Source organism: Actinomadura vinacea (genome assembly GCF_039532545.1).
Classification (GTDB): Bacteria; Actinomycetota; Actinomycetes; order Streptosporangiales; family Streptosporangiaceae; genus Spirillospora; species Spirillospora vinacea.
Window position 1 is genome coordinate 24,389 of record NZ_BAAARW010000042.1, and the last position, 23,666, is coordinate 48,054.

General features: G+C 71.4%; 23 protein-coding genes. 8 read left to right on the top strand and 15 right to left on the bottom strand.

All coding sequences use genetic code 11. The features are described 5' to 3' along the window. Positions 1-3 precede the first annotated feature (3 nt). From ABD340_RS43950 to pknB, 3 genes are read left to right on the top strand one after another with little or no spacing between them, the layout of a single operon-like run. Positions 4-1,476 (top strand): peptidoglycan D,D-transpeptidase FtsI family protein, encoded by a 1,473-nt coding sequence (locus tag ABD340_RS43950; RefSeq protein WP_344597715.1) that lies wholly within the window; start codon positions 4-6, stop codon positions 1,474-1,476. Next, the gene (locus tag ABD340_RS43955) at positions 1,473-3,350 is read left to right on the top strand and encodes a serine/threonine-protein kinase (protein WP_344597652.1); all 1,878 of its coding nucleotides are present in this window, start codon (positions 1,473-1,475) and stop codon (positions 3,348-3,350) included. Before ABD340_RS43950 ends, ABD340_RS43955 begins: the two co-directional genes overlap by 4 nt. A 22-nt stretch (positions 3,351-3,372) precedes the next feature. Beyond that, complete coding sequence (gene pknB, locus ABD340_RS43960; protein ID WP_344597653.1) at positions 3,373-5,166, top strand: Stk1 family PASTA domain-containing Ser/Thr kinase; 1,794 nt, start codon at positions 3,373-3,375, stop codon at positions 5,164-5,166. 175 nt (positions 5,167-5,341) lie between these two features. On the opposite strand, the gene ABD340_RS43965 is transcribed toward pknB, so the two are convergent. Genes ABD340_RS43965 through ABD340_RS43980 form a run of 4 tightly spaced genes read right to left on the bottom strand, consistent with a single transcriptional unit; the run spans position 5,342 to position 7,604 of the window. Then, positions 5,342-5,959, bottom strand: coding sequence for an anthranilate synthase component II (locus ABD340_RS43965; protein ID WP_344597655.1), 618 nt, complete (start codon positions 5,957-5,959; stop codon positions 5,342-5,344). A gap of 7 nt (positions 5,960-5,966) precedes the next feature. Beyond that, positions 5,967-6,170, bottom strand: coding sequence for a hypothetical protein (locus ABD340_RS43970; protein WP_344597657.1), 204 nt, complete (start codon positions 6,168-6,170; stop codon positions 5,967-5,969). A 15-nt stretch (positions 6,171-6,185) separates the two neighbouring features. After that, complete coding sequence (locus ABD340_RS43975; protein ID WP_344597659.1) at positions 6,186-6,830, bottom strand: class E sortase; 645 nt, start codon at positions 6,828-6,830, stop codon at positions 6,186-6,188. Between the two features lie 27 nt (positions 6,831-6,857). Next, positions 6,858-7,604 (bottom strand): DUF881 domain-containing protein, encoded by a 747-nt coding sequence (locus ABD340_RS43980; RefSeq protein ID WP_344597661.1) that lies wholly within the window; start codon positions 7,602-7,604, stop codon positions 6,858-6,860. Between the two features lie 80 nt (positions 7,605-7,684). On the opposite strand from ABD340_RS43980, the gene ABD340_RS43985 reads away from it, so the two are divergent. Beyond that, positions 7,685-7,942: a cell division protein CrgA gene (locus ABD340_RS43985; protein ID WP_344597716.1), complete on the top strand. Its 258-nt coding sequence runs from the start codon at positions 7,685-7,687 to the stop codon at positions 7,940-7,942. 220 nt (positions 7,943-8,162) lie between these two features. On the opposite strand, the gene ABD340_RS43990 is transcribed toward ABD340_RS43985, so the two are convergent. After that, positions 8,163-9,065, bottom strand: a complete 903-nt coding sequence (locus ABD340_RS43990; protein WP_344597662.1) for a rhomboid family intramembrane serine protease — start codon at positions 9,063-9,065, stop codon at positions 8,163-8,165. A gap of 37 nt (positions 9,066-9,102) precedes the next feature. After that, positions 9,103-9,633, bottom strand: a complete 531-nt coding sequence (locus ABD340_RS43995) for a peptidylprolyl isomerase (RefSeq protein WP_344597664.1) — start codon at positions 9,631-9,633, stop codon at positions 9,103-9,105. 155 nt (positions 9,634-9,788) lie between these two features. On the opposite strand from ABD340_RS43995, the gene ABD340_RS44000 reads away from it, so the two are divergent. Together ABD340_RS44000 and ABD340_RS44005 are read left to right on the top strand one after the other, a co-directional pair. Further along, positions 9,789-10,238, top strand: coding sequence for a hypothetical protein (locus tag ABD340_RS44000; RefSeq protein WP_344597666.1), 450 nt, complete (start codon positions 9,789-9,791; stop codon positions 10,236-10,238). Between the two features lie 121 nt (positions 10,239-10,359). After that, complete coding sequence (locus ABD340_RS44005; protein WP_344597668.1) at positions 10,360-11,124, top strand: acyltransferase; 765 nt, start codon at positions 10,360-10,362, stop codon at positions 11,122-11,124. Between the two features lie 80 nt (positions 11,125-11,204). Here the strand turns inward: ABD340_RS44005 and ABD340_RS44010 are convergent, their stop codons facing one another. From ABD340_RS44010 to ABD340_RS44045, 8 genes are all read right to left on the bottom strand, one after another. Continuing rightward, entirely contained in the window at positions 11,205-12,719 is a 1,515-nt protein-coding gene (locus ABD340_RS44010) for a DEAD/DEAH box helicase (protein ID WP_344597717.1), read from the bottom strand. A gap of 293 nt (positions 12,720-13,012) precedes the next feature. Further along, positions 13,013-13,762 carry a hypothetical protein gene (locus tag ABD340_RS44015; RefSeq protein ID WP_344597670.1) on the bottom strand — a complete coding sequence of 250 codons (750 nt, stop codon included), beginning with the start codon at positions 13,760-13,762 and terminating at the stop codon, positions 13,013-13,015. Between the two features lie 183 nt (positions 13,763-13,945). Beyond that, positions 13,946-14,545: a DUF1707 SHOCT-like domain-containing protein gene (locus ABD340_RS44020; protein ID WP_344597672.1), complete on the bottom strand. Its 600-nt coding sequence runs from the start codon at positions 14,543-14,545 to the stop codon at positions 13,946-13,948. 60 nt (positions 14,546-14,605) lie between these two features. After that, entirely contained in the window at positions 14,606-16,393 is a 1,788-nt protein-coding gene (locus tag ABD340_RS44025) for an RNA polymerase sigma factor (RefSeq protein WP_344597674.1), read from the bottom strand. A 318-nt stretch (positions 16,394-16,711) separates the two neighbouring features. Then, positions 16,712-17,143, bottom strand: coding sequence for a hypothetical protein (locus ABD340_RS44030; protein ID WP_344597676.1), 432 nt, complete (start codon positions 17,141-17,143; stop codon positions 16,712-16,714). Positions 17,144-17,297: 154 nt separating this feature from the next. After that, positions 17,298-18,011: a helix-turn-helix domain-containing protein gene (locus tag ABD340_RS44035; protein ID WP_344597678.1), complete on the bottom strand. Its 714-nt coding sequence runs from the start codon at positions 18,009-18,011 to the stop codon at positions 17,298-17,300. A gap of 47 nt (positions 18,012-18,058) precedes the next feature. Continuing rightward, complete coding sequence (locus ABD340_RS44040) at positions 18,059-19,672, bottom strand: long-chain fatty acid--CoA ligase (RefSeq protein ID WP_344597680.1); 1,614 nt, start codon at positions 19,670-19,672, stop codon at positions 18,059-18,061. A gap of 161 nt (positions 19,673-19,833) precedes the next feature. Further along, positions 19,834-20,421 carry a SigE family RNA polymerase sigma factor gene (locus ABD340_RS44045; protein ID WP_344597682.1) on the bottom strand — a complete coding sequence of 196 codons (588 nt, stop codon included), beginning with the start codon at positions 20,419-20,421 and terminating at the stop codon, positions 19,834-19,836. A 305-nt stretch (positions 20,422-20,726) separates the two neighbouring features. Between ABD340_RS44045 and ABD340_RS44050 the strand changes: the two genes are divergently transcribed. Together ABD340_RS44050 and ABD340_RS44055 are read left to right on the top strand one after the other, a co-directional pair. Then, entirely contained in the window at positions 20,727-21,935 is a 1,209-nt protein-coding gene (locus tag ABD340_RS44050) for a hypothetical protein (protein ID WP_344597683.1), read from the top strand. Positions 21,936-21,938: 3 nt separating this feature from the next. Continuing rightward, complete coding sequence (locus ABD340_RS44055; protein ID WP_344597685.1) at positions 21,939-23,009, top strand: MauE/DoxX family redox-associated membrane protein; 1,071 nt, start codon at positions 21,939-21,941, stop codon at positions 23,007-23,009. Positions 23,010-23,158: 149 nt separating this feature from the next. Here ABD340_RS44055 and ABD340_RS44060 read toward each other — a convergent pair whose 3' ends face one another. Then, positions 23,159-23,401, bottom strand: coding sequence for a hypothetical protein (locus ABD340_RS44060; protein WP_344597687.1), 243 nt, complete (start codon positions 23,399-23,401; stop codon positions 23,159-23,161). Between the last annotated feature and the right edge of the window lie 265 nt (positions 23,402-23,666).

The window sequence follows — 23,666 nt, forward strand, 5'->3', positions numbered from 1 at the left end:
AACATGGACAAGCCGCTGCGGCGGGTGGCGATCTTCGGACTGCTGCTGTTCTTCGGGCTGATGGCCCAGGTGAACTACGTGCAGGGCAGCCAGGCCGAGAGCCTGCGGACCGATGACAAGAACTCGCGGCAGTACGCCGATGTGTTCAACAACCCGCGCGGGCAGATCACCGCGGGCGGGGTGGTGCTGGCGCAGTCCAAGGAGACCGGCAAGAGCAACCCCAAGTACGGCCGTGACTACCAGGACGGGGCCATCTTCTCGCCGGCCGTGGGGTTCTTCAACGGCGGTGCGGGCAAGGTCGAGATGGCCTACAACTCGCTGCTGGGCGGCAAGGACAAGCGGATCACCCAGCAGCGGTGGTTCGACACCTTCATCGGCAAGCCGGCCGAGGGCGCGAACGTGGAGCTGACGCTGAACCCGCAGGCGCAGAAGGTCGCCTACTCGCGGTTGAAGGGCAGCACGTCCCGGCGGGCCGGCGCGGCCGTGATCGACGTCAAGACCGGTGCGATCGTCGTGCTGGCGTCGTTCCCCTCATTCGACCCGAACGAGATCGCGCCGCAGAAGGGCGAGGCCGGCGGCAAGCGGCTGCAGCAGCTGGAGAACCAGGCGGGCGTGATCAAGCCGCTGATCGACAACGCGATGAGCCAGACGTTCCCGCCGGGGTCGTCGTTCAAGACGGTGACGGCGGCGATCGCGATGGAGCAGCAGGGCCTCAACAGCGCCAGCACGGTCAAGACCGGCCAGCTGGTCCTGCCCGAGTCCGGTCGGCCGCTGCCGAACTCGCACGACACCGGCAACTGCGCCGGGTCGGCGTCGCTGCGCGGCGCGTTCGCCGAGTCCTGCAACACCACCTTCGGCGAGCTGGCGATGAACATGGGCATCGAGAAGCTGAACCAGGGCGCCAGCAAGTTCGGGTTCAACAAGCAGCTGGAGCTCGAGCCGGACCTGTTCGCGGCCGAGAGCGACGTCCCGGTGTCGATCCGCAACCCGAAGACCAACGAGACCATCCCGACCGGCAAGGACGGCACGGCTCGTTCCGGCATCGGCCAGGAGAACGTGCGCGCCACCCCGCTGCAGATGGCGATGGTGGGCGCGGCCGTGGCCGACGGCGGCAAGATGATGAAGCCGTACCTGGTGCAGAAGGTCCGGGCCAAGGACCAGAGCGAGCTCTACAGCGCCGACCCCAAGGAATACGCGCAGGCGATGAAGGGCGACACCGCCGACCAGCTGGCCGACATGATGCGCGCCGTGGTCACCGAGGGCACCGCGAAGAACGCGGCGGCGTTCAACATCGCGGGCAAGACCGGCACCGCCGAGCAGGGCCCGGGTAACCCCAACGCCCGCTGGTTCGCCGGGTTCGCTCCGATGAACAAGCCGCGGTACGCCTTCGCCGTCGTCACCGAGGGCACGGGCAGCGGTGGCGAGGCCGCCGTCCCCGTGGCGGGCGCCATCATGCGGGCGGTGCTGGGCAGTTGAGTCATGGCCTCGTCCTGAACGACCGGTACCGGCTGGAGGAGCGGCTGGCGACCGGCGGGATGGGCGAGGTCTGGCGGGCCGCCGACCAGGCGCTGGCCCGCGAGGTCGCGGTGAAGCTGCTGCGGCCCGAGCTGATGTCGGACGCCTCGGCGCGGGAGCGGTTCCGCTCCGAGGCCAGGTTCGCCGGGGCGCTGCGGCACGGCGGGATCGCCCAGGTCTACGACGCGGGCACCGCCCCGGACGAGACGACCGGGGAAGACCGCGCCTACCTGGTGATGGAGCTGGTGCGGGGCGAGCCGCTGGCGGAGATCATCGCCCGCGCCGGGACGCTGCCCGCCGACGCGGTGCTGGACCTGGTCGCCCAGTCCGGACGGGCACTGGCCGCCGCGCACGCGGCCGGGATCGTCCACCGCGACATCAAGCCGGCCAACCTGATGGTGACCCGGGACGGCACCATCAAGATCACCGATTTCGGCATCGCGCGGCGGCTGGCGGCGGAGTCGCAGACCCGGACCGGCATGGTCATGGGCACCGCGTACTACATCTCACCCGAACAGGCCTCCGGGCAGGAGGTGACGCCGTCCGCGGACCTGTACTCGCTGGGCGTGGTGGCGTTCGAATGCCTCGCCGGCCGCGTTCCGTTCGAGGGCTGGACGCCGGTCGACGTGGCCCTGCAGCAGGTGCGGGACGCCCCGCCGCCGCTTCCCGCGGGGGTCCCGGCGCCGGTGCGGGATCTGGTCGGCGAAATGCTGGCCAAGGACCCCTCAGGACGTCCGGCCGATGCCGACGAGGTCGCCGACCGGGCACTGATCATCCGAGACTCCTCCGCCCTGCCCGGCACAGGCCTGAGCCGCTGGTCAAACCCCCCGACGGCAACCCCGCACAGCCCCACCCCGAACACCCGTCCCGACGGTCGCCCTGTCTCCGGAAGTCCGTCCGACGCGGGCGACCAGCCCGCGACGGGCGGTTTTCCCGCCGAGGCTGGTCGGCCCTCCACGGGTGACCGACCTACGGGCGAAGACCGGCCTGCCACGGCCGACCAGCCTGGCACGGGCGGTAAGCCCGCCGCAGGTGAGCGGTCCGCGACGCGCGGTTTTTCCGCTGGGGGTGGTTGGCCCTCTGCGACTGACCGGTCCGCCACGGGTGGGCGATCTGCGGGCGAAGACCGGCCTGCCGCCGATGACCGGCCTGCCGTAGGGCGGTGGTCTGCCGCTGACGGCCGCCTTGGTGCGGGCGCCTCTATTGGCGGACGAGTCGCTGCGGGGGATCAGGCGGGCAGGCCGATTCGGAAAGCTTTGCTTGACGGGCCCGCACGGGTCTGGAACACCGACGGGGCGGGGCCTGGCGGGCCTCCGGGGGGCGGTCGCGACCGGCCGCGTGCTTGGGCGGAGTTTGACGGGGAGCCCAGTCCGGATAGCCTCACCCCAGGGAAAACGGCCGCGCGACGGCGCGCGGCCGTGACTTATGCCTCGGTTGCCGCCGGCACACTGTTGCTCGGTGTCTTCGTGGTGGGCACAATGTGGCGGGGGCTCGGGACGGCCGAGCCCCAACGGGAGAACCAGGAGAGGCTCCCGGCCGTACAACCGGGCGAGGGAGACCCCGCCCGGCCGCTCCCGGCCGATCCCGCGACACGACTGCACGAGCGTCGCGGCCAGGAGACCAGGCCCTCCCCGACTCGCGACCGTCGCACGTCAACGCCCCGGTACCACCGCGCGTCCCCTTCACATAAGCCAACCAGGAAACCGCCCAGGGCGACTCCTAGCGCCCCAGATCCAACACCGAGACCGACGGAGAGCACCACGACTCCGTCAACTCCGAGCCCGGGTCCCTCACCTACCGAGAGCAGGGGGCTAGGTTCGGAGGACAAGGTGTAGAGGTACGAGGGAAAGTACACATATGAGCCAACCTCGGCTGCTCGGCGGTCGCTACGAGCTCGATACCGTGATCGGGCGCGGCGGCATGGCCGAGGTCTACCGTGCCAGAGACCAGCGCCTTGATCGTGTGGTCGCGGTCAAGACCCTGCGCTCGGACCTGGCCCGCGATCCCACGTTCCAGGCCCGGTTCCGGCGGGAGGCGCAGTCCGCGGCCTCGCTCAACCACCCCTCCGTCATCGCGGTGTACGACACCGGCGAGGACATGATCGGCGACACCCCGATCCCCTACATCGTCATGGAGTACGTCGAGGGCAGTACGCTGCGCGACCTGCTCCGCGAGAACCGCGCGCTGCTGCCCGACAAGGCCCTGGAGATCACCGACGGGATCCTGCGGGCGCTGGACTACAGCCACCGCGGCGGCATCGTGCACCGCGACATCAAGCCCGCCAACGTGATGCTGACCCGCAATCACGAGGTGAAGGTCATGGACTTCGGCATCGCCCGGGCCATGGCCGACTCGGCCGCGACGATGACGCAGACCGCGCAGGTGATCGGTACCGCGCAGTACCTGTCGCCGGAGCAGGCGCGGGGCGAGCGGGTGGACACCCGCAGCGACATCTACTCCACCGGCTGCGTGCTGTACGAGCTGCTGACCGGCAAGCCGCCGTTCACGGGCGACTCGCCGGTCGCGATCGCCTACCAGCACGTCCGGGAGGAGCCGGTGCCGCCGTCGCAGGTGGATCCGGATATCCCGCAGTGGGCCGACGCCATCGTGCTGAAGGCGATGGCCAAGGAGGCCGATCACCGCTACCAGAACGCCACCGAGTTCCGGCAGGAGATCCAGCGCGTCCTGCAGGGGCAGCCGGTGGCGTCCACCGCGGCCTCGACGATGATGATGGGCGCGCACCCGCAGGGCACGCAGGTGATGGGTTCGGTTCCGGCGCGCACGCAGGCGCAGCGGCCGGGGCACACCGGGTACGACCTGCCGCCGGTGCACTACGACGACCGGCCTCCCGAGCGGGCCGGCACGGGCAAGAAGGCGGCGCTGTGGCTGGCGCTGGCGGTGGTCTTCATCGGCGGCGCGGGGCTGATCGGCTGGGCGGTGACGCGCGGTTCGGACCGCGACACGGTCGCGGTGCCGAGCGCGATCGTGAACTCCTCGCAGGCCGACGCCCGGGCCGAGCTGCAGAAGGTGGGCCTGGAGGTCGGCTCGGTCACCGAGAACTGGAACAACGAGGTCAAGAAGGACCACGTCATCAGCACCGACCCGGCGCCGGGCGCGAACGTGGAGAAGGGCACCGCGGTGAAGCTCGTGGTGTCCAAGGGCAAGCGGCCGCCCGCGCTGGTCGAGGTCCCCGACGTGGCCAACAAGCCGTACGTTTCGGCCAAGCAGCTGCTGGAGAGCAAGGGCTTCGACGTCGAGCGCAAGATCGCGACGGACAACACGGTGCCGCGCAACAGCGTGATCCGCACCGATCCGGTGGCGGGTCAGAGGGTGCCGAAGAGCGAGACCGTCACGGTGTACGTCTCGGCGGGGCCGAGCGACATCAAGGTGCCGAACCTGTTCAACGCCAGCCAGCGGTCGGCGTGCGGCCAGCTGGCGGCGCTGGGGCTGAAGTGCAAGCCGATCGTCGAGCCGGCGCCGCCGGACAAGCAGGTCGCTCCCGGGCAGGTGTTCGCGCACGAGCCGGGCCCGGACGCGACCGTGGCGCCGGGCGACACGATCACCATCCATGTCGCGGAGCGGCCGTCGGCGCCGCCGTCGCCGCCGGGCCCGACCATCTCGATTCCGGGCCAGCCGGGCCCGAACGGGTAGTGACGCGCTGACACGAACGGGCCCCGTCCCTCCGCTGAGGAGGACGGGGCCCGTTCGTTGTGCCGAAAAGGAGAGAGCTTCCGCCACTCGGGGGCAATGGCGGAAGCTCTCATCATGGACTTCGTGGAGCGGACTGGAAGTGTTACGCGTTTCACCAAAAAATTTGGCGAACGGGTCACGGGGTGCGCGCTCGCAGGGTGGACGCGCAGGTCCGCAGCCAGTTCTCCAGCAGCCGGTGGCCGTGCTCGGACAGCACCGACTCCGGGTGGAACTGCACGCCTTCCAGAGGACGGAAGCGGTGCCGCAGGCCCATCACCACGCCGTCGGGGGTGCGGGCGGTCACCTCCAGCAGCCGTCCGGCGCCGGTCCGGGGCGCGATGGTCGCCGGGGTGACGGCGAGGGAGTGGTAGCGCGTCGCCGCGAACGGGTCGGGCAGTCCCGCGAAGACGCCGCGGCCGTCGTGGTGGATGGGGCTGGTGAAGCCGTGCACCAGTTCGGGCGCGCGGGTCACGGTCGCGCCGTGCGCGTGCGCGATCACCTGGTGGCCGAGGCAGACGCCGAGCAGCGGCGGGCCGCCGTGCCGTTCGGTCAGCCGGACGAGGTCGAGGCAGATCCCGGTGTCGGCCGGGTGGCCGGGGCCGGGGCTGAGCAGCACGCCGTCGGCGCCGTCCGCGTCGGCGAGGGTGAGGTGCGAGCGGTCCTCGACCCGGCAGTCCGCGCCCAGCTCCCGCAGGTACTGGACGATGTTGAAGACGAAGCTGTCGTGGTTGTCCACGACCAGGACGCGGGGCATGGCGCGCTCACGGCCGTTCGGGTGCCGGGGCGGGGCCTGGGGAGCCGGACGTGCCGTGCTCGACGACGCCCCGGTCGAACTGCACCTTGGGTTCCACCCAGGGGAAGACGAGGAACCACAGGACGAGGCAGACGGCCGCGACGAGGCCGGCCGCGATCGCGATCCTGGTCTGCCACTGTCCGGGCAGGTGCCGCCAGATCCAGGCGTACATCGGTCGCCTCCTTCCTCAACGGCCCCGGGCCGCGGACGGCGCGGCGGCCCGGGGCAGCTCGGAGTCCAGCTCGCCAAGGATGATCATCCGTTCCGCGGCGGAGTACTTCGGATGGCAGGTGGTGAGCGTGATCAGCTTGCGGGTGGGCCGTTCCCTGGGGCGGCCCGGGACGGGCGCGGTGACCTCCACCGCCGTCGGCTTGACGATTTTGCGCCCGGTGACTCGGTAGACGAACTGCTTCTCGCGGGTGTCGATGAGGATCCGGTCGCCGGCACGCAGCTCGCCGGCCCGGTTGAACGGCGCCGAGTAGGTGGTGCGATGCCCGGAGACGACGAAGTTGCCGACCTGCCCGGGCAGTGCGCTGCCGGGATAGTGGCCGGGCCCCTTGCGCAGGTCGGACTGCTGGACGCCCTCGACGATCACGTACCGGTACTTGGCGCCGAACCGCGGCACGCGGATCATCGCGAGCCCTTCGCCGAGCTTCACCTGCTCCCGGGTGACCTGCTGGGCCCGCCAGGAGTCGGTCAGCTCGCGGCCGAGCCGGTCCTGCTGGCCCTGGGTGTAGCGGCCGGTCCCCCACAGCTGGTAGGTGACGAACAGCAGCACGATCAGTCCCGCGGTGATGCACAGCTCGCCCAGCCCACGGATGATCACCCGCACGCGCGTCCCCTTTCGCCCCGTCCGCCGCTAGTTCCGTCCCGGATCGTCCAGGACCGTCGCATGCTTCATCGTCACGTTCCCGGTGTAGGCGGGCAGCGTGGCCTGTCCCGTGCCGCGGACCGCATAGCCCAGACCGTATTCGCGCACATACCTCTTGTAGACCGTCACTTCGGGGGAGGCGTCCAGGGCGGCGCGCAGCCGCGCCGGGTCGCCGACGGCCGTGATCCGGAACGGCGGCGAGTAGACGACTCCTTGCAAGATCAGGGTATTGCCCACGCAGCGCACCGCGCTCGTCGAGATCACCCGCTGGTCCATGATCTGCATACCCTGCGCGCCGCCCGCCCACAGCGCGTTCACGACGGCCTGGACGTCGGCCTCGTGCACCACGAGGTCGTCTGGATTGGTGTCGCGGGGGTAGTCTCCGGTGTGCGGGGCGTCGTCCAGGGCGACTCGCACACCGGGGCCCTTGAGCGGGGCGAAGCCGGAGCGCGCGGCCAGCCGGTCGGCGCGGGCTTGGGCGTCCTTGACACGGGCGTCGTGCCGGCCCGCCCGGCGGGAGATGGCGTCCACCTCGTGGCGCAGCCGCCGGTAGTCGGCCCGGGTCTGGCGGCTGCGGCGCTGCTCGGTGCCGATCAGTTCGGTGATCCGGGTGCGGCCGTCCGCGCGCAGGCCGGTGCCGCGGGCCGTGCTCGCGCCGGCCGCGAACAAGGTTCCCGCAAGAAGCGTGAGGACTGGAATGATGCTTCCCCACGCCGGACGCCGTACGCTGCTCACCAGCGTCTACGCTAACCGACAATCCACACATGCGCGGACCGGCGCTCCGGCCGCCGCCGCCCGAGGAGAACGAACTCACCGTGGCCAAGTCCAAAGTGCGCAAGAAGGCGGTCTACACTCCGCCGCAGAAGTCACAGGCACCGCAGGTCAGCCCGCGTTGGCTGGTGCCGACGATGCTCACCCTGTGGTTGGTCGGGCTGGCGTGGATCGCCACGTTCTACGTGACGGCCAGCACCGGAACCAAGGTGCCGCTCATGACTGATCTGGGCAACTGGAACCTGGGTATCGGCTTCGCCGCGATCATCCTGGGCGTGGGTCTGTCCACACGCTGGCGCTGAGCCGGGTGAACGGCGGTCGCACGGGACGGGGCCGCGCGGGGGACCGGACCGGTCCCTGAGGTGTCGTGCGCGTGCCGGATTCCGGGGTTACCCCGGATCCGCGCCGGCTAATCCACGATTGTTATCCACAGCCTGGGGATGAGTGCACATCTTATCCACAGGTTTTCCACAGGGTGTGCCCTCGCGCGTTGTGCGCGAGGGCACGTCCCCATGCCCGCGATCAGGCCACGCCCGACGTCAGGTCGGCGGTCTTCACCAGCACCAGCGCCACGAGCAGGACCAGCACGGCCGCGGAGGCGCCGACGTGCACCAGCTGCCGCCGCGACTTCGGCGCGTACGCGTACGCCAGCGCCAGCAGCGCGCCGGTGGCCAGGCCGCCGATGTGCCCCTCCCACGAGATGCTCGGCACCGCGAAGGTGATCACCAGGTTGAGCACCAGCAGGAACACGATCGGCCCGACCTGGCCGCCCATCTTCCTGCCGATCACGAAGAACGCGGCGAACAGGCCGAAGATGGCCCCCGAGGCACCCACCGCGGAGTCGAACGGATCGACCAGGTAGAGCAGCACCGAGCCGCCCAGCCCCGACAGCACGTACAGCGCCAGGAAGCGCCAGCGGCCCAGCACCTGCTCCAGCGACGGGCCGATCGCCCACAGCGCCCACATGTTGAACAGGATGTGGGTGATGCCGAACGACCCGTTGCTCGGCGGCTGGTGCAGGAACATCGAGGTGACCAGGCGGTACCACTCGCCCTCGGCCACCCCGCCGAGCGTCCCGCCTTGGAACGCGCCCAGCCCGAGCATCATGAAGTCGCGCACGACCCCGTCGGAGGCCACCTCGCCCAGGTAGGCCAGGACGCAGAGGCCGATCAGGGTGTAGGTCACCACCGGCGCCTGCGTCCCGGAGGCGCGCGCCCCCAGCGCCGTGCGCGGCTGCCGTACGCCCTTCTGCCCCTCGGACACGCACTCCACGCACTGGTGCCCCACCGCCGCGTCCCGCATGCAATCGGGGCAGATGTAGCGGTCGCAGCGGGTACAGCGGACGTAGGTCTCCCGTCCCGGATGCCGGTAGCAGGACGGCACCGGGGTGTCGGGCCCTGTGGCGGGCGTGGGGTCTGTGCTCATTCGGGCGCTCCGTCGGCCTGGCGGGTCTTACTCCTTATTACGACTGGCGCCGCTCGATCGTCACCGATTCGATGACGACATCGTTCACCGGACGGTCGTTCGCCCCCACCGGCACCGCCGAGATCGCGTCCACCACGTTGGTGCCCTCGATGACCTTGCCGAAGATGGTGTGCCGGCCGGTGAGGTGCGCGGTCGCCTGGACGTTGGTGGTGATGAAGAACTGCGAGCCGTTGGTGCCCGGCCCGGCGTTGGCCATGGCCAGCAGGTACGGCCGGTCGAACTTCAGGCTCGGGTGGAACTCGTCCTGGAACTCGTAGCCGGGGCCGCCGGTGCCCTGGCCCAGCGGGTCGCCGCCCTGGATCATGAAGTTCTTGATGATCCGGTGGAAGACCGTCCCGTTGTAGAGCGGCTCCTCCTTCTTCTCCCGGGTCGCCGGATGGGTCCAGACGCGGGTGCCCTCCGCCAGGGAGACGAAGTTCTCCACCGTCACCGGCGCCTCGTTCGGGTAAAGCTGCACGACGATCTTGCCGAGGTTGGTGTTGAGCGTCGCAAAGAGTTGTTCAGCCACTTGGGGCCGCCCTCCTCGAATCGGATGTCAGCCGTCTCCGGCCTGTCTCGCCCGCACACGCCACCGAGAGTGATAGAGGCGTCACCCTCCTCGGTGTTTACCTTCCGCTCGTCGGGAAGGCTGCTGTGCAGGACCTCGCAAACAGGGAGGTTAGCGTGTCCCTAAAGATGAGTATCCGTCGGAAGCAGCGCCGGGCCCCTCTTTCCAGGGTGGACCGGGTTCGGCGGACGTTCCGCCAGCGCGCGTCGCGGACGTCCGGGCGGATCGCACCGGCGGCACGGAACACCCGTGACGCCGCAGCCGGTCGCATTCTGGTCGCCCGTGGTTGGAGTGCGCCCCGGCTACGCAATGCCGGCACCTACGTCGAACGCGAGCTGGGCCCGCGGATGGGTGGCATGCTGTCGCACGCCGCCCGCCGTGTGGAACCGCCGAACCGGGCCCGCAGGGGCCGGAACGCGGCGGTGACGATGGTGGCCGCCGTTTCCGCGGTGGGGCTCGCCGGAGCGTTGCTGTCACGACGCGGCGACCGGCCCTCGACCGCGGATCAGGCCGAGACGTCCGAAACGGGCTCGGCCGACGAAGACAGGCAGGTACGTACGTCGTAACACGCACCAGGGAGAGCCCGGCCACGTCGGCCGGGCTCTCGCCCTGCGCGGCCGGCGAGCGTGCACGCCGCTGGTAAGGCCCCGGTTATCGGGGCTGCCTACTTACCGGTACCGTAACGCCATGGCGCCGAAGAGCGGTTCGATCCGGCAACGCCTGGCCGTCCAGGCACGCCGCGGTCTGCACTCCGCCGTGCACCTCGGCTGGGAGTGGGTCCGGCGGCAGGGCGAGATCACGCCGCAGACGCCGGGCCGGCGCAAGTTCGCCTACCTGGGCGAGGGCGCCTGCATCGGCTTCCCGGTGGGCGCCGTCTACGGCGAGCCGTGGATCTCCATCGGCGACCACACGCTGGTCGGCACGCACTGCACGATCTCGGCCGGGTTCGTCCCCGGGCTCGACCTCGGCCCGGACGTGATCGTACGGATCGGGCGGAGCTGCTCACTCGGCCGCGGGACGCACGTCGTCGGCCACAAGTCGATCGACATCGGCGACGACGTCTTCACCGGCCCCAACGTCTACGTCACCGACCAGAACCACGCCTACGACGACCCCGGAACGCCGATCGGGCGGCAGTGGCCGCAGAACAACCCGGTGGTGATCGGCAGTGGCTGCTGGATCGGCACCGGCGCGGTCATCCTGCCGGGCACCCGGCTGGGCCGGAACGTGGCGGTCGCGGCCGGGGCCGTCGTCCGCGGCGAGTTCCCCGACAACGCGGTCATCGGCGGCGTGCCCGCCAAGGTGCTGCGCAGCTATGACGCCGAGCTGGGCTGGCAGCCGCCGCTGCGCAAGGAGACGCTGGTGGCCCTGGACGAGCTCGCCGAGCTGTCGGTGGACGGACTGGAGGGCCTGCAGATCCTGCGGGACGAGCTCCGCGAGGAAGCCGGCTGAGAGCCCCGGCAAAGGGCACCGGCAATGGGCACAGGCAAAGGGCGGGGCCGCGCGTCGCGGCCCCGCCCTTTGCGGGAGATTCAGCTGGAGCGGGCGGGACGGCGCTCGTTGCCGTCACGGCGCTTGCCGCCACCGCCGTACGAGCCGCGGCTGTGCGGGCCACCGCCGCGCCGCTCGCCGTAGGAGCCGCCACCGCGTCGCTCGCCGCCGTAGCCGCCCTCACGGCGCCCCTGGTACGAACCCTCGCGCCGGCCGCCGTACGACGCGCCCTCGCCGCCCTCGTCGCGGCGCCCGCCGCCGTCCTGGCGGTCGTAGGAGCGCGGACCGCGCCCGCCGAAGCCGCGCCCGCCGTTGCGGCGGCCGCCGCCCGAGCGGCCGCCACGGCCGTTCTCGCGACGCGGGCGATCGGGGATGATCGGGCCCTCGATCGGCACGCCCGACGGCGCCCGCGCGCCGGTCAGCCGCATCAGCTCGTCGTCGCCGACCGCGACCCGCGTCCGCGGCGCGTTGATGCCGGCCCGCCGGGTCATCGAGGAGGTCGCGCGCACCTGGTGCGGCAGCACCAGCGTCACGACGGTGCCGCGCTCCCCGGCCCGCGCGGTACGGCCCGCGCGGTGCATGTAGTCCTTGTGGTCGGCGGGCGGGTCGACGTGCATGACGAGGCTCACATCGTCGACGTGGATGCCGCGGGCGGCGACGTCGGTGGCGACCAGCACGCTGATCGAGCCCTCCCGGAACTCGGCCAGCGTACGGGTGCGCAGCCCCTGGCTCTTGCCGCCGTGCAGCCCGGCCGCCCGCACCCCGACCTGGGTGAGCTGCTTGGCCAGCCGGTCGACGCCGTGCTTGGTGCGGGCGAACAGGATCGTCCGGCCCTCGCGGTTGGCGATCTCGGCGGTGATGGCGCCCTTCTCCTTGGGCGCCACCAGCAGCAGGTGGTGGTCCATGGTGGCGACCGGCTCGTCGACCGGGCCGATCGCGTGCGTGACCGGGGCGTCCAGGTAGCGCTTCACCAGGACGTCGACGTCCTTGTCCAGGGTCGCGGAGAACAGCAGCCGCTGGCCGCCGGGACGGGCCTGGTCGAGGATGTCGGTGACGTCGGGCAGGAAGCCCATGTCGGCCATGTGGTCGGCCTCGTCCAGCACCGCGATCTCGATGTCGGACAGGTCGCAGGCGCCCTGCCGCATCAGGTCCTTGAGCCGTCCGGGCGTGGCGACCAGCACCTCGACGCCGCGGCGCAGCGCGTCGATCTGCTTGAACATCGAGGTCTGCCCGATGACGGTCTTGAAGTGCAGGCCGAGGGTGCGGCCGAGCGGCTCCAGGTTCTGCTGGACCTGCTGGGCGAGCTCGCGGGTCGGGACGAGGATCAGGGCCAGCGGGCGCTTGGGGGCGGCCCGCCGTCCCGACAGCCGGGCCAGCAGCGGGAGCCCGAAGGCCAGGGTCTTGCCGGAGCCGGTCTTGCCGCGGCCGAGCACGTCGCGTCCGGCCATGACGTCCGGGATGGCGGCGGCCTGGATCGGGAACGGCGACTCGATGCCCTGGCGGGCGAGGGCGGTGACGAGCGGCTCGGGGAGGCCGAGCTCGGCGAACGTCGGCACGTCGGTGCCGGAGTCGGCGGGGGAGGGGTTCTCCGTGCGGAGGTCGTCGGGCAGGGCACTAGCAGGCACAGATGACACGCATTACCTTCCGAGAGGGGGGCACGTCTCGGGAGGCACCACGAAGCGATCGTTGCGATCAGTGGGCTGCAAGGACGAGCCAGACGCGTTCGGCGTCGTAGAAGTGATTGCTCCAGCATAACGTCGTCGACGTACCTGCTTATGCCCGCTTCCCACCCGGGTAACCGGAAACCCCGCCGTACCACCAGTCTCCGGCACCTCGTCCGTGAGCTACATCACCTGCTGGGCGGCCTTTCCGCCACTACTTCACCGGTGTGATGAAGACCTCGCCGGCTGTGCGGCTCTGCCCGCTCCACGTGACGCGCGGCGGCGGGACGGGGCGCGATGGACGCCAGGCCCAGCCACACCAGGGCGGCGCTGACGGGAAGCAGGTCCAGTTCGAGGATGAGGGCGATGAGGCCGACCGCGATCAGCGACAGCGACCACCAGGAGACGCGCTGGGGGCGTCCGAGCGCGAGGTGGAGGAGCAGTGCCAGCAGGCCGACCTCGAAGAATACCGGGCCGATCTCGTACAGCACCTTGGGGAGCGCGGGGACGTCGGCGTACCGCCGGGCCAGCGCGCGCTTCTCGGCCGCGTCGGCGGCGCGCAGCCCGACGATGACGTCGATGACGGCGATGCGGATGAACGCCAGCAGCCCGGCCAGCCCGACCGCGGCCGCGGCGGCGGCGATGGGCCGGCCGGGCCGGGGGGCGCGTCCCGCGTGCCGCCCGTGCGTGCGCGGACCGGCGCCGGCCGCGGCCGGAACGCACCGGTACAGGCCGACGATCACTCCGCCGAACAGCAGCAGGGCGGCCAGGAAGAAGACGTGCCCGATCGTCCAGGCCGGGCCGGGGCCGTGCTGCCCGTCCAGGCCGTCCAGGAGGCGGGCGACGCCGTAGGCGAGCATGCACGCGGGCGCGGCGTGGAAGGCGAAGCGGGTCAGCGTGTCGAGGCCCCGGATGCGGCCTGCGAGTCGGAAGTCCACGAACGTCTCCTGGATGCCGATGCGATGTCCAGATCCTCCCGGTCGGAGATGCGGACGGGGATCGCCGTCCGGAGCCGGATGCGCCCTCCCCCGCACGTCTCATACCTGCTCTTTCGCGTAACAGGTGACCCGGGCGGGGAACAATGCGGGCAGCCCCAGTGACTTCGTGACGCGCTCTCGCTCCTAAGGGCCGGGCGTCTGGACGGTCACCCCTCCCAGGAGTGAGAACGTCCGGATTCGCAGCGTGGGCGCGTCCGGGGCCGCGTCGCCACAGGCGCGGCCGGCGCCGCCCCTGCCGATGAGGCCGGCGGGAAGACCGAGCAAGCTGCCTCCCTCCAGGACCACGCGCACGCCGCGCGGGACGCAGACGGTGACCCGGCCGAACACCGAGACCTTCGTCACCGTTACCTCGGGGGCGGCCAGTTCGGCGTCCCGCAGGTCGAGATGGGTGCCCCCGAGCACGGTCAGCGACACCAGATGCCGGTCCATGTGCCAGCGCCCGTGCCGCCGCAGCCCGCCCACCGGAACCACATGCCATTCGGTGCGGACCTCAGGCGTCCCACGGCCGGACGCGGGAAGGTCGTCCACCAGCCGGTCCAACTCGGGACGCGTCCGGACGACCCGCGCCTCCTGGACCCGGTCGCTGTACTCGGTCAGGCTCAGCAGCCCCTCGCCGCAGGCCCGGTTCAGGCGCGTGACGACGGCGTCCCGCTCGGCGTCCGAGACGGTGGCGTCCGGGGCGGTGCCGCTCGCGCGACCGGCCATCTCCCTGTTGTCGGCCATGCCCGCATCTCTACCCCCGGATCCGAAGATCGACCTGCCCCTCCGCCGGTGCGCGGGCGGTCAGAACAGGGACGCGTCCCAGACGACCGTGATCTGGCGCTCGTCGCCCGTCGTGGGGTCGATGAAGGTGACCGTCGCCTCGCCCGGCAGGTTGAGCAGGCGGGGGGCCAGCGTGATCGTGAGGTCGGTGGTCGCGCCCCGGTCCAGGTCGCCCTGCGGGCGCGAGACCGAGATCTGCTCGGAGGAGGACACCGCGTTCCACGCCACCGGCCCGCGCATCGCGGTCAGCTTGATGTTCCCGGTCTTCGTCCCGTACAGCTCCACCTTCGCCGGGCTCACCGCCAGCATGCCGGGGCCGGTCGGCGGCGGGGAGACCGGGACCTTCGGGGAGGGCCGCGGCGTCCGGCGCTCCTGCGTTCCGGGGCCGGACGACGGCGCGGCGGCCGGTCCGGACGGCGCCCGGCCCTGCGGCGGCTGCCGCCTGTCGCGCTCCTTGCCCTTGCCGGTGGGCCCCTGTTCGGTGATCGACGGCTGCGGACGGGTCTGGAACGGCGGCCAGTAGATCGTCGGGTTGCCCAGCCCGGGGCCCATCAGCAGCGCGCCGAGCAGCGCCGTGACCAGCGCCCCGGCCATCCCGCCCCCGGCGAACAGCCACCGCTTGGTGAACGGCGAGGGCATGTCCGGCTGGCTGGGCAGCCCGGCCGGCGTCAGCCCGCCGCCGCGGGCCGCGATGTCGGCCCGGTAGCCGGCCAGCTCGGGGTCGGTCGCGGTGTGGACGACGCGGTGCCGCAGCGCGGCGGGCAGCACGGGCGCGGGCGCCAGCGCGAGGAGCGCGGCGGGGTACACGGCGGCGCGGCGGTCGCAGTCGTCGCACCGGTGGTCGGCGAACGGCGCGTCGCCCGGTGCGGCGGGCGTGCGCTGCCCGGTGCGGCGCTTGCGCCCGGACGGGTTCCCGCGCCGGGGCGCGGGGCCTGGACGGCCGGCGGGCGCCGTTTCGCCGGCGGGCGGCTCGTGCGGCGGTGGCTTGGCGGCGGCCTCGCTCACGACGGTGCCCGCGGATCCGGTCCCGCCCGCGTCGGCGTCCATGGTCTCGGTACGGGCGAGGAGTTCGGCCTCGGCGTCGGCGACGTCCACGGCGGGCTGCGGGCGGCGACGGGCGGCGCAGCGCTCGGTGAGCAGCAGGAGTTCGGTCTCGAACGCCTCCTCCAGCTCGGTCCGGGACCGTGCCACACGCGCTGCGGCGCGCCGCGCGGAGATGCCCAGCACGATGCCGATCTCGGCGGGCCGGAGGCCGTGCCGCACGGCGAGCAGCAGCGCCTCCTGCTCGCCGGCGTCCAGCCTGGACAGGACGGCCTCGAGCAGCCTGCGCAGCTCGGCGGAGGACGGCGGTTCGAGCATGGCGGACGGTTCGCGGGTGCCGGCGGCCGATGGCGCGGCCGCGCGCCGATCCGGACCACCGCGCTGCGGCCGTGCCGGGGTCTGCAGCCTGCGCCGGAGCGCCGTCCCGCCCGGACGGCCGCGGCCGCCGGGACCGGTGGCGGTGCCGGACGGTTCCTCGGGGCGGCCGGCGAACGCCGGCAGCTCGCCGAAGTCGAGGTCGGGCTCCCAGAACAGCGCCCGGCCCCGGCCCCGCTGGACGCACCGGCGCCGGGCCGCCCCGTACAGCCAGGGCCGCAGGTGCGAGTGGTGGCGCATACGGGGCGCGCGGCGGCAGGCGTCGATAAAGGTGTCGTGCACGATGTCCGCGGCGGTCTTGTAATCGCCGGACAGGGACAGCACGTAGTCGTACAGGCGCTCAGCGTACCCGTCGTAGAGAACGGCAAGGGCGGCCTCGTCGCCTTCGTTCAATTTGCCGACCAGACGTCGGTCGGCTGTCACGTCGAAGGAGGACCACCTGGGCATACGCGCTCCCGGCACCGGCATGTGGGAGACCCGCCCTCGCGGGGCCGTCTGAGTATTCGGCCCACCCTGCATACACCCCTCTGCCCCATCCGCACCACTTGATCCCTGGAAATGGCGATGATGGTGACACTGGGGTGATGAGTGAACATCCCTTTGTGTCCGACGGAACGTCATCGCGTGGCCACTCGATGACGGGCCGCACCTGTTCAAGGCACGGCTGCGAGGGCGGTTAAGGGGACGGCTTCGCGGGGGCGCCGCTCCGCGTCAGGCGGCGTACCGGGAAGCGGGCAGGTTCACCGTCCAGTGCTGGTTGATCACCGCGCTGAACAACGGCATCAGCCGCGCGATGGCCTCGTCCACGGTCAGCTCGGCCCGGAGCTGGACGATCGCGGGCCCGTTCAGCTCGTGGTAAACGGCCGGCTGGGGGAGCCGCCGCACCGGGATCACGTCGAACGACAGGAACCCGCGGGCGCTCTTGTGCGACCACACGGGGTCGTTCATCGCCTTGCTGCCGGTTTCGGTGAACACCTTGCACAACTCGTCGATGGTGTTGATGCGGTGGCTGATCTCGACGATGATCAGCCCGTCCGGGCGGAAGACGAGATTCACGGGCTGGCTGAGCGGCAGGCGCTCGCGGACCGGGACGAAGCGCAACCGCCGCATGGTCTCGGGTGCGGCCGGCGACCCGTGCGTCATCGGCTATCTCCTTCACATGCTCTCGGGGGAGCCCGATAACTCGAATAAGGATTCGAGCACATCGGAACGCCTTTGGCCAGGGGTGCGGCAGAATTCGGGCGAACAGCTTATCTTCAGCGCGTCGGGAATGGACTCCGGCGAGCGACGCGGAAGTTCATTCCGGGGACGGTCCTTCCGATTCTTTGTCGACCAGGTCGAATCTGTCGACTTCGCCGGTCTCGCCGTCCCCGGGCGCGGGCGCCGCCTCGGCCCGCTCGGCCGCGAAGAGCGCCTCCCACCGGTCCTGCGCGGCGATGGCCTCGGCCTCGCGGGCGCGGCTCCGGCGGCGGCGCTCCGTGGCCTCCTTGGCGACCTCGTGCATGTCCGCGTCGGCCGGCCCGACCCAGAACACCACCACGGTCTCCTCGGCGTCGGGATCCGCACCGGGCAGGACGCGCCACTCCCGGATCTCCCCGCCGTCCAGCGGCGACCTGACCGGTCCCGCCATCATCGCGTCGTCCTTCTGGACGCCCGCGCCGGCCGGCAGCGCCCGCGACGGCCCCGGCGGTGCCGTGCCTCCGGTCGCGACGCCGTCCGCGGGCTGCGGCTCCTCGGCGTCGCGCAGGAACCGCTCGCAGGCGCCCTCCTTCCACTGGAGCACCCGGTCGACGGCGTTGTAGGTGAGATCGCGCACCTTGCCGCCTTGCTCGACCTTGCTCCAGGTGGTGGGGCTCATCGGCGCCTGCCCGGCGACCCAGGCGATCGTGCGGTCCATGCTGAGCCGCCTTCGCCGCACATGCCGGCCGAGGCCCCGGCGGCCTTCTGGTGTGGGTTCCACGGACCAACCATGCCAGACGCGGCCGACCACAGGCCGGAACGATCCGCGCACCGTACGCCTCCGCCCGTGGCCGACGCCGGTCGCCGCCTGTTCGTCCCCTACTCGACGCGGATGATCTCCAGTTCACCGTCGGCGTACCACTGCCGGATCGTCTTCTTTGAGAATTTCCCCACAGAGGTCTTGGGGACCTCCTCGATGAACGTCCAGCGCTCGGGCAGCTGCCACTTGGGGATCAGCCCGGTCAGGAAGTCCTTGAGCAGGTCCGCGGTGACGGTCGCGCCGTCCCGCACGACCACCGAGGCCAGCGGGCGCTCCTGCCAGCGGTCGTCGGGCACGCCGATCACGGCCGCCTCCAGGACGTCCGGATGCGCCATCAGCCGGTTCTCCAGCTCCACCGAGGAGATCCACTCCCCGCCCGACTTGATGACGTCCTTGGCCCGGTCGGTGAGGACCAGGTAGCCGTCGGGGGAGAGCGTGCCGACGTCGCCGGTGCGCAGCCAGCCGTCGTGGAACCTGGCCGGATCCTCGTCCAGGTGGTACGCCGCGGTGATCCACGGCCCGCGGATCTGGACCTCGCCGACCGCCTCGCCGTCGTGCGGCAGCACCACGTCGCCGTCCCCGACGATCCGCATCTCCAGCCCGGCCAGGATGCGGCCCTGCGAGATCCGGGCCCGCCAGGCGTCCGCGTCGCCGGCGCCCACCGGCGGGTGCGCCACCGTGGCCAGCGGCGAGGTCTCGGTCATCCCCCACGCTTGGACGATCTTCACGCCGATCTCGTCGAACCCGCGCATCAGCGACTCCGGCACCGCCGATCCTCCGCACGGCACCAGCCGAAGCGAGCTGAGGTCGGAGCCGTGCTCGCGGGTGTGGCGCAGCACGTCCGCCCAGATCGTGGGCACCGCCCCGGCGATGGTGGGACGCTCGGTCTCGATCAGCTTGACCAGCGGTTCGGCCTGCAGGAACCGGTCCGGCATGACCAGCGAGGACCCGGCCATCAGCGCCGCGTAGGGCAGGCCCCACGCGTTGGCGTGGAACATCGGCACCACCGGGAGCACCCGGTCGGTCGCGTCCAGGGCCAGCGCGTTGCCCGTCGCGGCCGCCATGGAGTGCAGGTAGGCGGAACGGTGCGAGTACACCACGCCCTTGGGGTTGCCGGTGGTGCCGCTGGTGTAGCACATGGCCGCGGCCGAGCGCTCGTCGATCTCGGGCCAGTCGAAGCCGGCGGGCGCGGCGGCGAGCAGTTCCTCGTAGGAGTGCAGCTCCTTGCCCGCCTCCGCCAGCGGCGCGGTGTCGCCCTCTCCGACCACGATGACGTGCCGGACCGTCTTCATCCGCGGCAGGACGGGCGCCAGCAGCGGGATCAGCGAGCCGTCGGCGATGACGACCCGGTCCTCGGCGTGGTTCGCGATGTAGACCAGCTGGTCGGGGAAGAGCCGGAGGTTGAGGGTGTGCAGCACGGCGCCCATGGACGGGACGGCCAGGTAGGCCTCCAGGTGCTCGGCGTTGTTCCACATGAAGGTGGCCACCCGCTGGTCGCCGTCCACGCCGAGCCCGCGCAGCGCTCCCGCGAGCCGTGCCGCGCGCTCGCCGAGCCGTGTCCAGTCCTGCCGCCGGGGCGCCCCGTCACCGGTCCAGGTGATCACCTCGCTCTCGCCGAAGACGCGGCCGGCGAAGCGCATGATCGTGGTGATGGTCAGCGGGAAATCCTGCATCGTGCTCCACACGGCGCACCTCCAGCTCGGTGGATCCCAAAACCGGATTCTTGCCCGACTCGCCGGCGATGTCAGTACTCGGTCGCCGTTTTCTCGCCCGATCCGCCCGGGGCGGGGCGTGAGCGGTCACGAGCGGGGCGCCGGCGGCTCGGGGGGGCGCGTCAGCGGTCCTTCGGAGGGGTGTCGTCCGGATCGCTCGGGTCGTTCGGGTCGTCCTGGGGGCGCTTGTCGGCGTTCTGGGACGGAATGTCGGGGAAGTCGGCCTCCAGGCCCGCGTCGTCCCGGAGTTTGGCCATGGCTCGGGAAACAGTGCTCTTGACCGTTCCGATGCTGACTCCGAGGACTTCGGCGATTTCGGCCTCGGGCATGTCCTCGTAGTAGCGGAGCATCACCGCCAGGCGCTGGCGCTCGGGGAGCCGATCGAGCGCGCGGCCGAGCGCGTCGTGCAATTCGCTCCGCCGCGTATGATCATCTACCGGCTGGTCCGGAAGTTCGTCGGTCGGGTAGATCTCCAGCTTGCGCCGGCGCCACCAGGAGATCTGGGTGTTGACCATGGCGCGCCGCACGTAGCCGTCGATCGAGCCGCGGTCGACGATGCGGTCCCAGGCCAGGTAGGTCTTGGCCAGGGCGGCCTGGAGCAGGTCCTCGGCCTCCGCGCGATCACCGGTGAGCTGCATCGCCACGCGCAGCAACGCCGGCCCGCGAGCCGCGACGTAGTCGCGGAACTCCTCGTGCCGCGTGCTGTTCACGTCACCACCGAGCCAGGGGTTGGGAGCCTTCTGTCGACCCGAGCGAAGGGCTGTTCTCGAGCGGTATCGAACGCGCGATCCCGCTGCCTCGACGATGGCACGGAGATCGTAATTCTGGGTCATCAGAAAAGACATATTCGGGTCAACCGGAGGAGAATATTCAACCCGGGTAAAAAGAACACCAACCCTTGGTCGATTTATCGCGACAAATCCGTCGACAGCCGCGTGGGCGCCGGTGAATCTTGACACGCTGTCCTAACAGCCGTGGCCACGAGCTGAAGGAAGATCGACGCCGGAGTACCGCCATGCCGTTTCCACCCCGATGCCGTGGAGGAAAACGCCGCCGATACCGGGAGGTCGTCCTGGGGGAGTTCGCTCCCCCGGACCCCTCCGCGGCGGAGCGTTGTCCCCCGCGCGTTCTGGCAGGGTCCATTCTCGACGCCAGCCCGCACCTGCTGGTGCTGCGCGGCGCAGCCGAACCCGGCGGCGCCGACGCCGAGACGAGGCTGCCACTGACCTCCTCCACCACGGTCTGGCATGGCGGGCGCGGGGGCCTCGCCGCGCTGCGACCGGGCCGGGAGGTGATCGTGCGGCCGACCCCCGACGGCCTGGGCGCCGACCGGATCTGGGTCGACATCGGCCGCGTGACCGGCACGATCCTGGCGTGCGGCGGGGACACCGTAGAAGTCGACATGGGCCCGCATCGCGGACACACCCGTGTGGTGATCCCCCCGCACGCCCTCGGCCGCGTCCTGGTCCGCCACCCGCGGCTCGAACCCGGCTACCTCATCGACGTCATCTGCGTGCGGTCACCGCTCGGGCCGCAGGCCGTCCGGCCGGGCACGTCCCAGCCGGGCCACCGCGCCGCCGACCTCGCCCCGCCCGCGCCGGACGCCCCGGTACCCGAAGCCGTCCAGGGGACGGCCACCTGGTTCGGCGGCGCGACACACGAGACCGGCGGCGCCCCGGAACCCGTCCGGCGGCCACTCGTCCAGCCGGGCCCGGACGCCGCGGCCCTCCCCCGCATCGACACCGGCCCCCCGGGCAAAGTCCAGTGCCCGGCTCCCCGGCACGCCGCCCCCACCCGCAAGCGCCGCACGACGACACGTCCCGCCCCGGCCGCCGGCACCCCCGAACGGCCGGACCCGCGCGCGGCAGGCCCGGCGTACCGCCTCACCGGCGGGCTGCCGGGCGTCGCCTACCCCGCGCTGGACCCCGAAGGCGCGGGCGGCGGCTGCCCCGAGGCGCCCCCGCCCGGCTGCGCGCCGCTCCCGTACCTCTCGCTCGGCAGCGAACTGGTCGTCCGGAACGAATGCACCGGCCTCACCGGCACGCTCCCGGTGATCGAATGCGGCTGCGTCGCGGCCGGCTACTGCGACCGGTGCGTCGAATGCGGCACCTCCCCGCGCGGGCGCCTGGTCGAACTCACCCCCGCCGCGTTCGTGAGCCTGGGTGGCGAACTGGACGCGGGCTGCTTCAACACCGTCCTGCGCCACTGCGCGCCGGGAGGCTGACCGATGCTGCACGACATCCAGAACACGCAGGTACTGCTGCTCGCCACCGTCCTGTTCGCGGCCTGCCTGGCCAAGCTCATCGTCCGCCGGCCCGTCGCCGCGGCGGCCGAGCAGGTGCACGGCGTGCCCTGGCGGGTCACCGCGCTGCGGCAGAGCCGCCGGGTGAGCGTCGGGCTCGGACTGACCGAAGGCACGCTGGCCCTGGCACTGCTGGTCACCTCGCACATGTCCGTCCGGGTCGCCACGACCGTCGCGTTCGCCGCCGCCACCTGGGCGGTGGGGGAGCTGCGGGTGCATCGCCCGGACGCGGGCTGCGGGTGCTTCGGCGGGCTGAGCACCGAACGCGTCCGCCGCCGCAGCGTGCTGCGCGCGATGCTGTTCACCGCGGCGGCCGTCCTGTCACTGGGCGCGCCGCTCGCGGGCGTCGAGGTGCTCCGCGAGGTCCCGGCCCAGGTGGCGCTGGTGTTCGCGGTCGAGCTGGCCCTGTTCGCCGCACTCTCGCCCGAACTGTCGGTACTCGCCGGACGGGGCCGGCTGCGACGCCGTCCCACGACACCGTGCGAGCGCCGCCGAAGCCCACTGGCCGAGACGTACACGACCCTGTACGAGAGCCGAGCCTGGCTGGACGCGGAGAACTCGGTCTCCAGCGCCGTCCCGCTGGACGTGTGGCGGGAGGGCTGCTGGCGGTTCGTGGTGTTCCCGGCACGGCTGGACGGCCGCGACACCGAACTGGTCTTCGCCGTCTCCACGGCCGAACGAGACCGAACCGTAAAGGCCGCTCACTTCCCGCCTGCCTCTCCCACCCAAGCGGCACCTTCAGCCCCGCAAACCACATCAACCCCGACTTCCACCCCCGCCCCGCCGGGCGCGCCTGCCGCCACTAAAACCCGCAAGTCCGCTGCTCAGGGCCCCCTCACCACTTCAGACCCACCTGCTACGACGGACCCTCTGCACGCTGGGGGAGCGTCTTCTGCTGGGGCTGCTATCGAGTCGTTGAAGGTGGCTGCTGCTGAGGGAGTCAGCCCGCTTTCTGCCTTGGAGGCCTGTCCGACGGCGCTCTCCACCTCTCTCTGAGGTTCTCTAGCTCTCTCTTGGGTGTTCGCTAGAACCTCATAGATAACCCGCACCTCACAAGCCAAGGTCCGGGGGGATCCGGGGGGGGGAATCGAGGGCCGCATCCGGTGGATGGGTTCGGATGCGGCCCTCGGTCGCTGCTGCTTGCCTTACGAGTTGCCCCCTTCGGAGCTCGTCATGCGCTCCTCGTCACGCTCGTGGGAGCGCTGGTCGTTGCGGCTGGCGGAGACCTGGTCCTTGCTCTCGCGGGAAGACCTGCGCCGGCTCTGGCCGTCGTGCTCCGGCGAGACCTTGTTCTGGGCGGCCGAGGCGCGGCGCGCGGCGTCCTGCCGGCCGGACGCGTACTGGCCCGCGGTCCGCTGCTTGTTCTGCCGGCCCTCTTGCTTGCTCATGTCTCCCCCTGACATGGACAGTGCGCCATCTTTGGCGCAAACACCCAGCGTCATACCCTAAATTCGCAGAGTAAGCATACTGATCGTCGCTATGAGTCTCTAGGCCCATCTAGGTGTGCTGCTAGAGACGACTAGAAAGTGGCAGACGACGGGCATTGGAAAATATAGGCCTCTCTAAGATTGAACCTAGAAAGCCTTAGAGAGACCTACGGGTCCCCTCGATGCAGCTTTGTAAGGCTTTCTAGCTCGCATGCTAGAAAGCCTT

What these genes read in the sequence shown, in the direction of transcription:
- ABD340_RS43950 (WP_344597715.1), top strand. Translation starts at nt 4, where the DNA reads ATGGACAAGCCGCTGCGGCGGGTGGCGATCTTCGGACTGCTGCTGTTC.
- pknB (WP_344597653.1), top strand. Translation starts at nt 3,373, where the DNA reads ATGAGCCAACCTCGGCTGCTCGGCGGTCGCTACGAGCTCGATACCGTG.
- ABD340_RS43965 (WP_344597655.1), bottom strand. Translation starts at nt 5,959, where the DNA reads ATGCCCCGCGTCCTGGTCGTGGACAACCACGACAGCTTCGTCTTCAAC.
- ABD340_RS43970 (WP_344597657.1), bottom strand. Translation starts at nt 6,170, where the DNA reads ATGTACGCCTGGATCTGGCGGCACCTGCCCGGACAGTGGCAGACCAGG.
- ABD340_RS43990 (WP_344597662.1), bottom strand. Translation starts at nt 9,065, where the DNA reads ATGAGCACAGACCCCACGCCCGCCACAGGGCCCGACACCCCGGTGCCG.
- ABD340_RS44005 (WP_344597668.1), top strand. Translation starts at nt 10,360, where the DNA reads ATGGCGCCGAAGAGCGGTTCGATCCGGCAACGCCTGGCCGTCCAGGCA.
- ABD340_RS44020 (WP_344597672.1), bottom strand. Translation starts at nt 14,545, where the DNA reads ATGGCCGACAACAGGGAGATGGCCGGTCGCGCGAGCGGCACCGCCCCG.
- ABD340_RS44030 (WP_344597676.1), bottom strand. Translation starts at nt 17,143, where the DNA reads ATGACGCACGGGTCGCCGGCCGCACCCGAGACCATGCGGCGGTTGCGC.
- ABD340_RS44040 (WP_344597680.1), bottom strand. Translation starts at nt 19,672, where the DNA reads ATGCAGGATTTCCCGCTGACCATCACCACGATCATGCGCTTCGCCGGC.
- ABD340_RS44050 (WP_344597683.1), top strand. Translation starts at nt 20,727, where the DNA reads ATGCCGTTTCCACCCCGATGCCGTGGAGGAAAACGCCGCCGATACCGG.
- ABD340_RS44055 (WP_344597685.1), top strand. Translation starts at nt 21,939, where the DNA reads ATGCTGCACGACATCCAGAACACGCAGGTACTGCTGCTCGCCACCGTC.
- ABD340_RS44060 (WP_344597687.1), bottom strand. Translation starts at nt 23,401, where the DNA reads ATGAGCAAGCAAGAGGGCCGGCAGAACAAGCAGCGGACCGCGGGCCAG.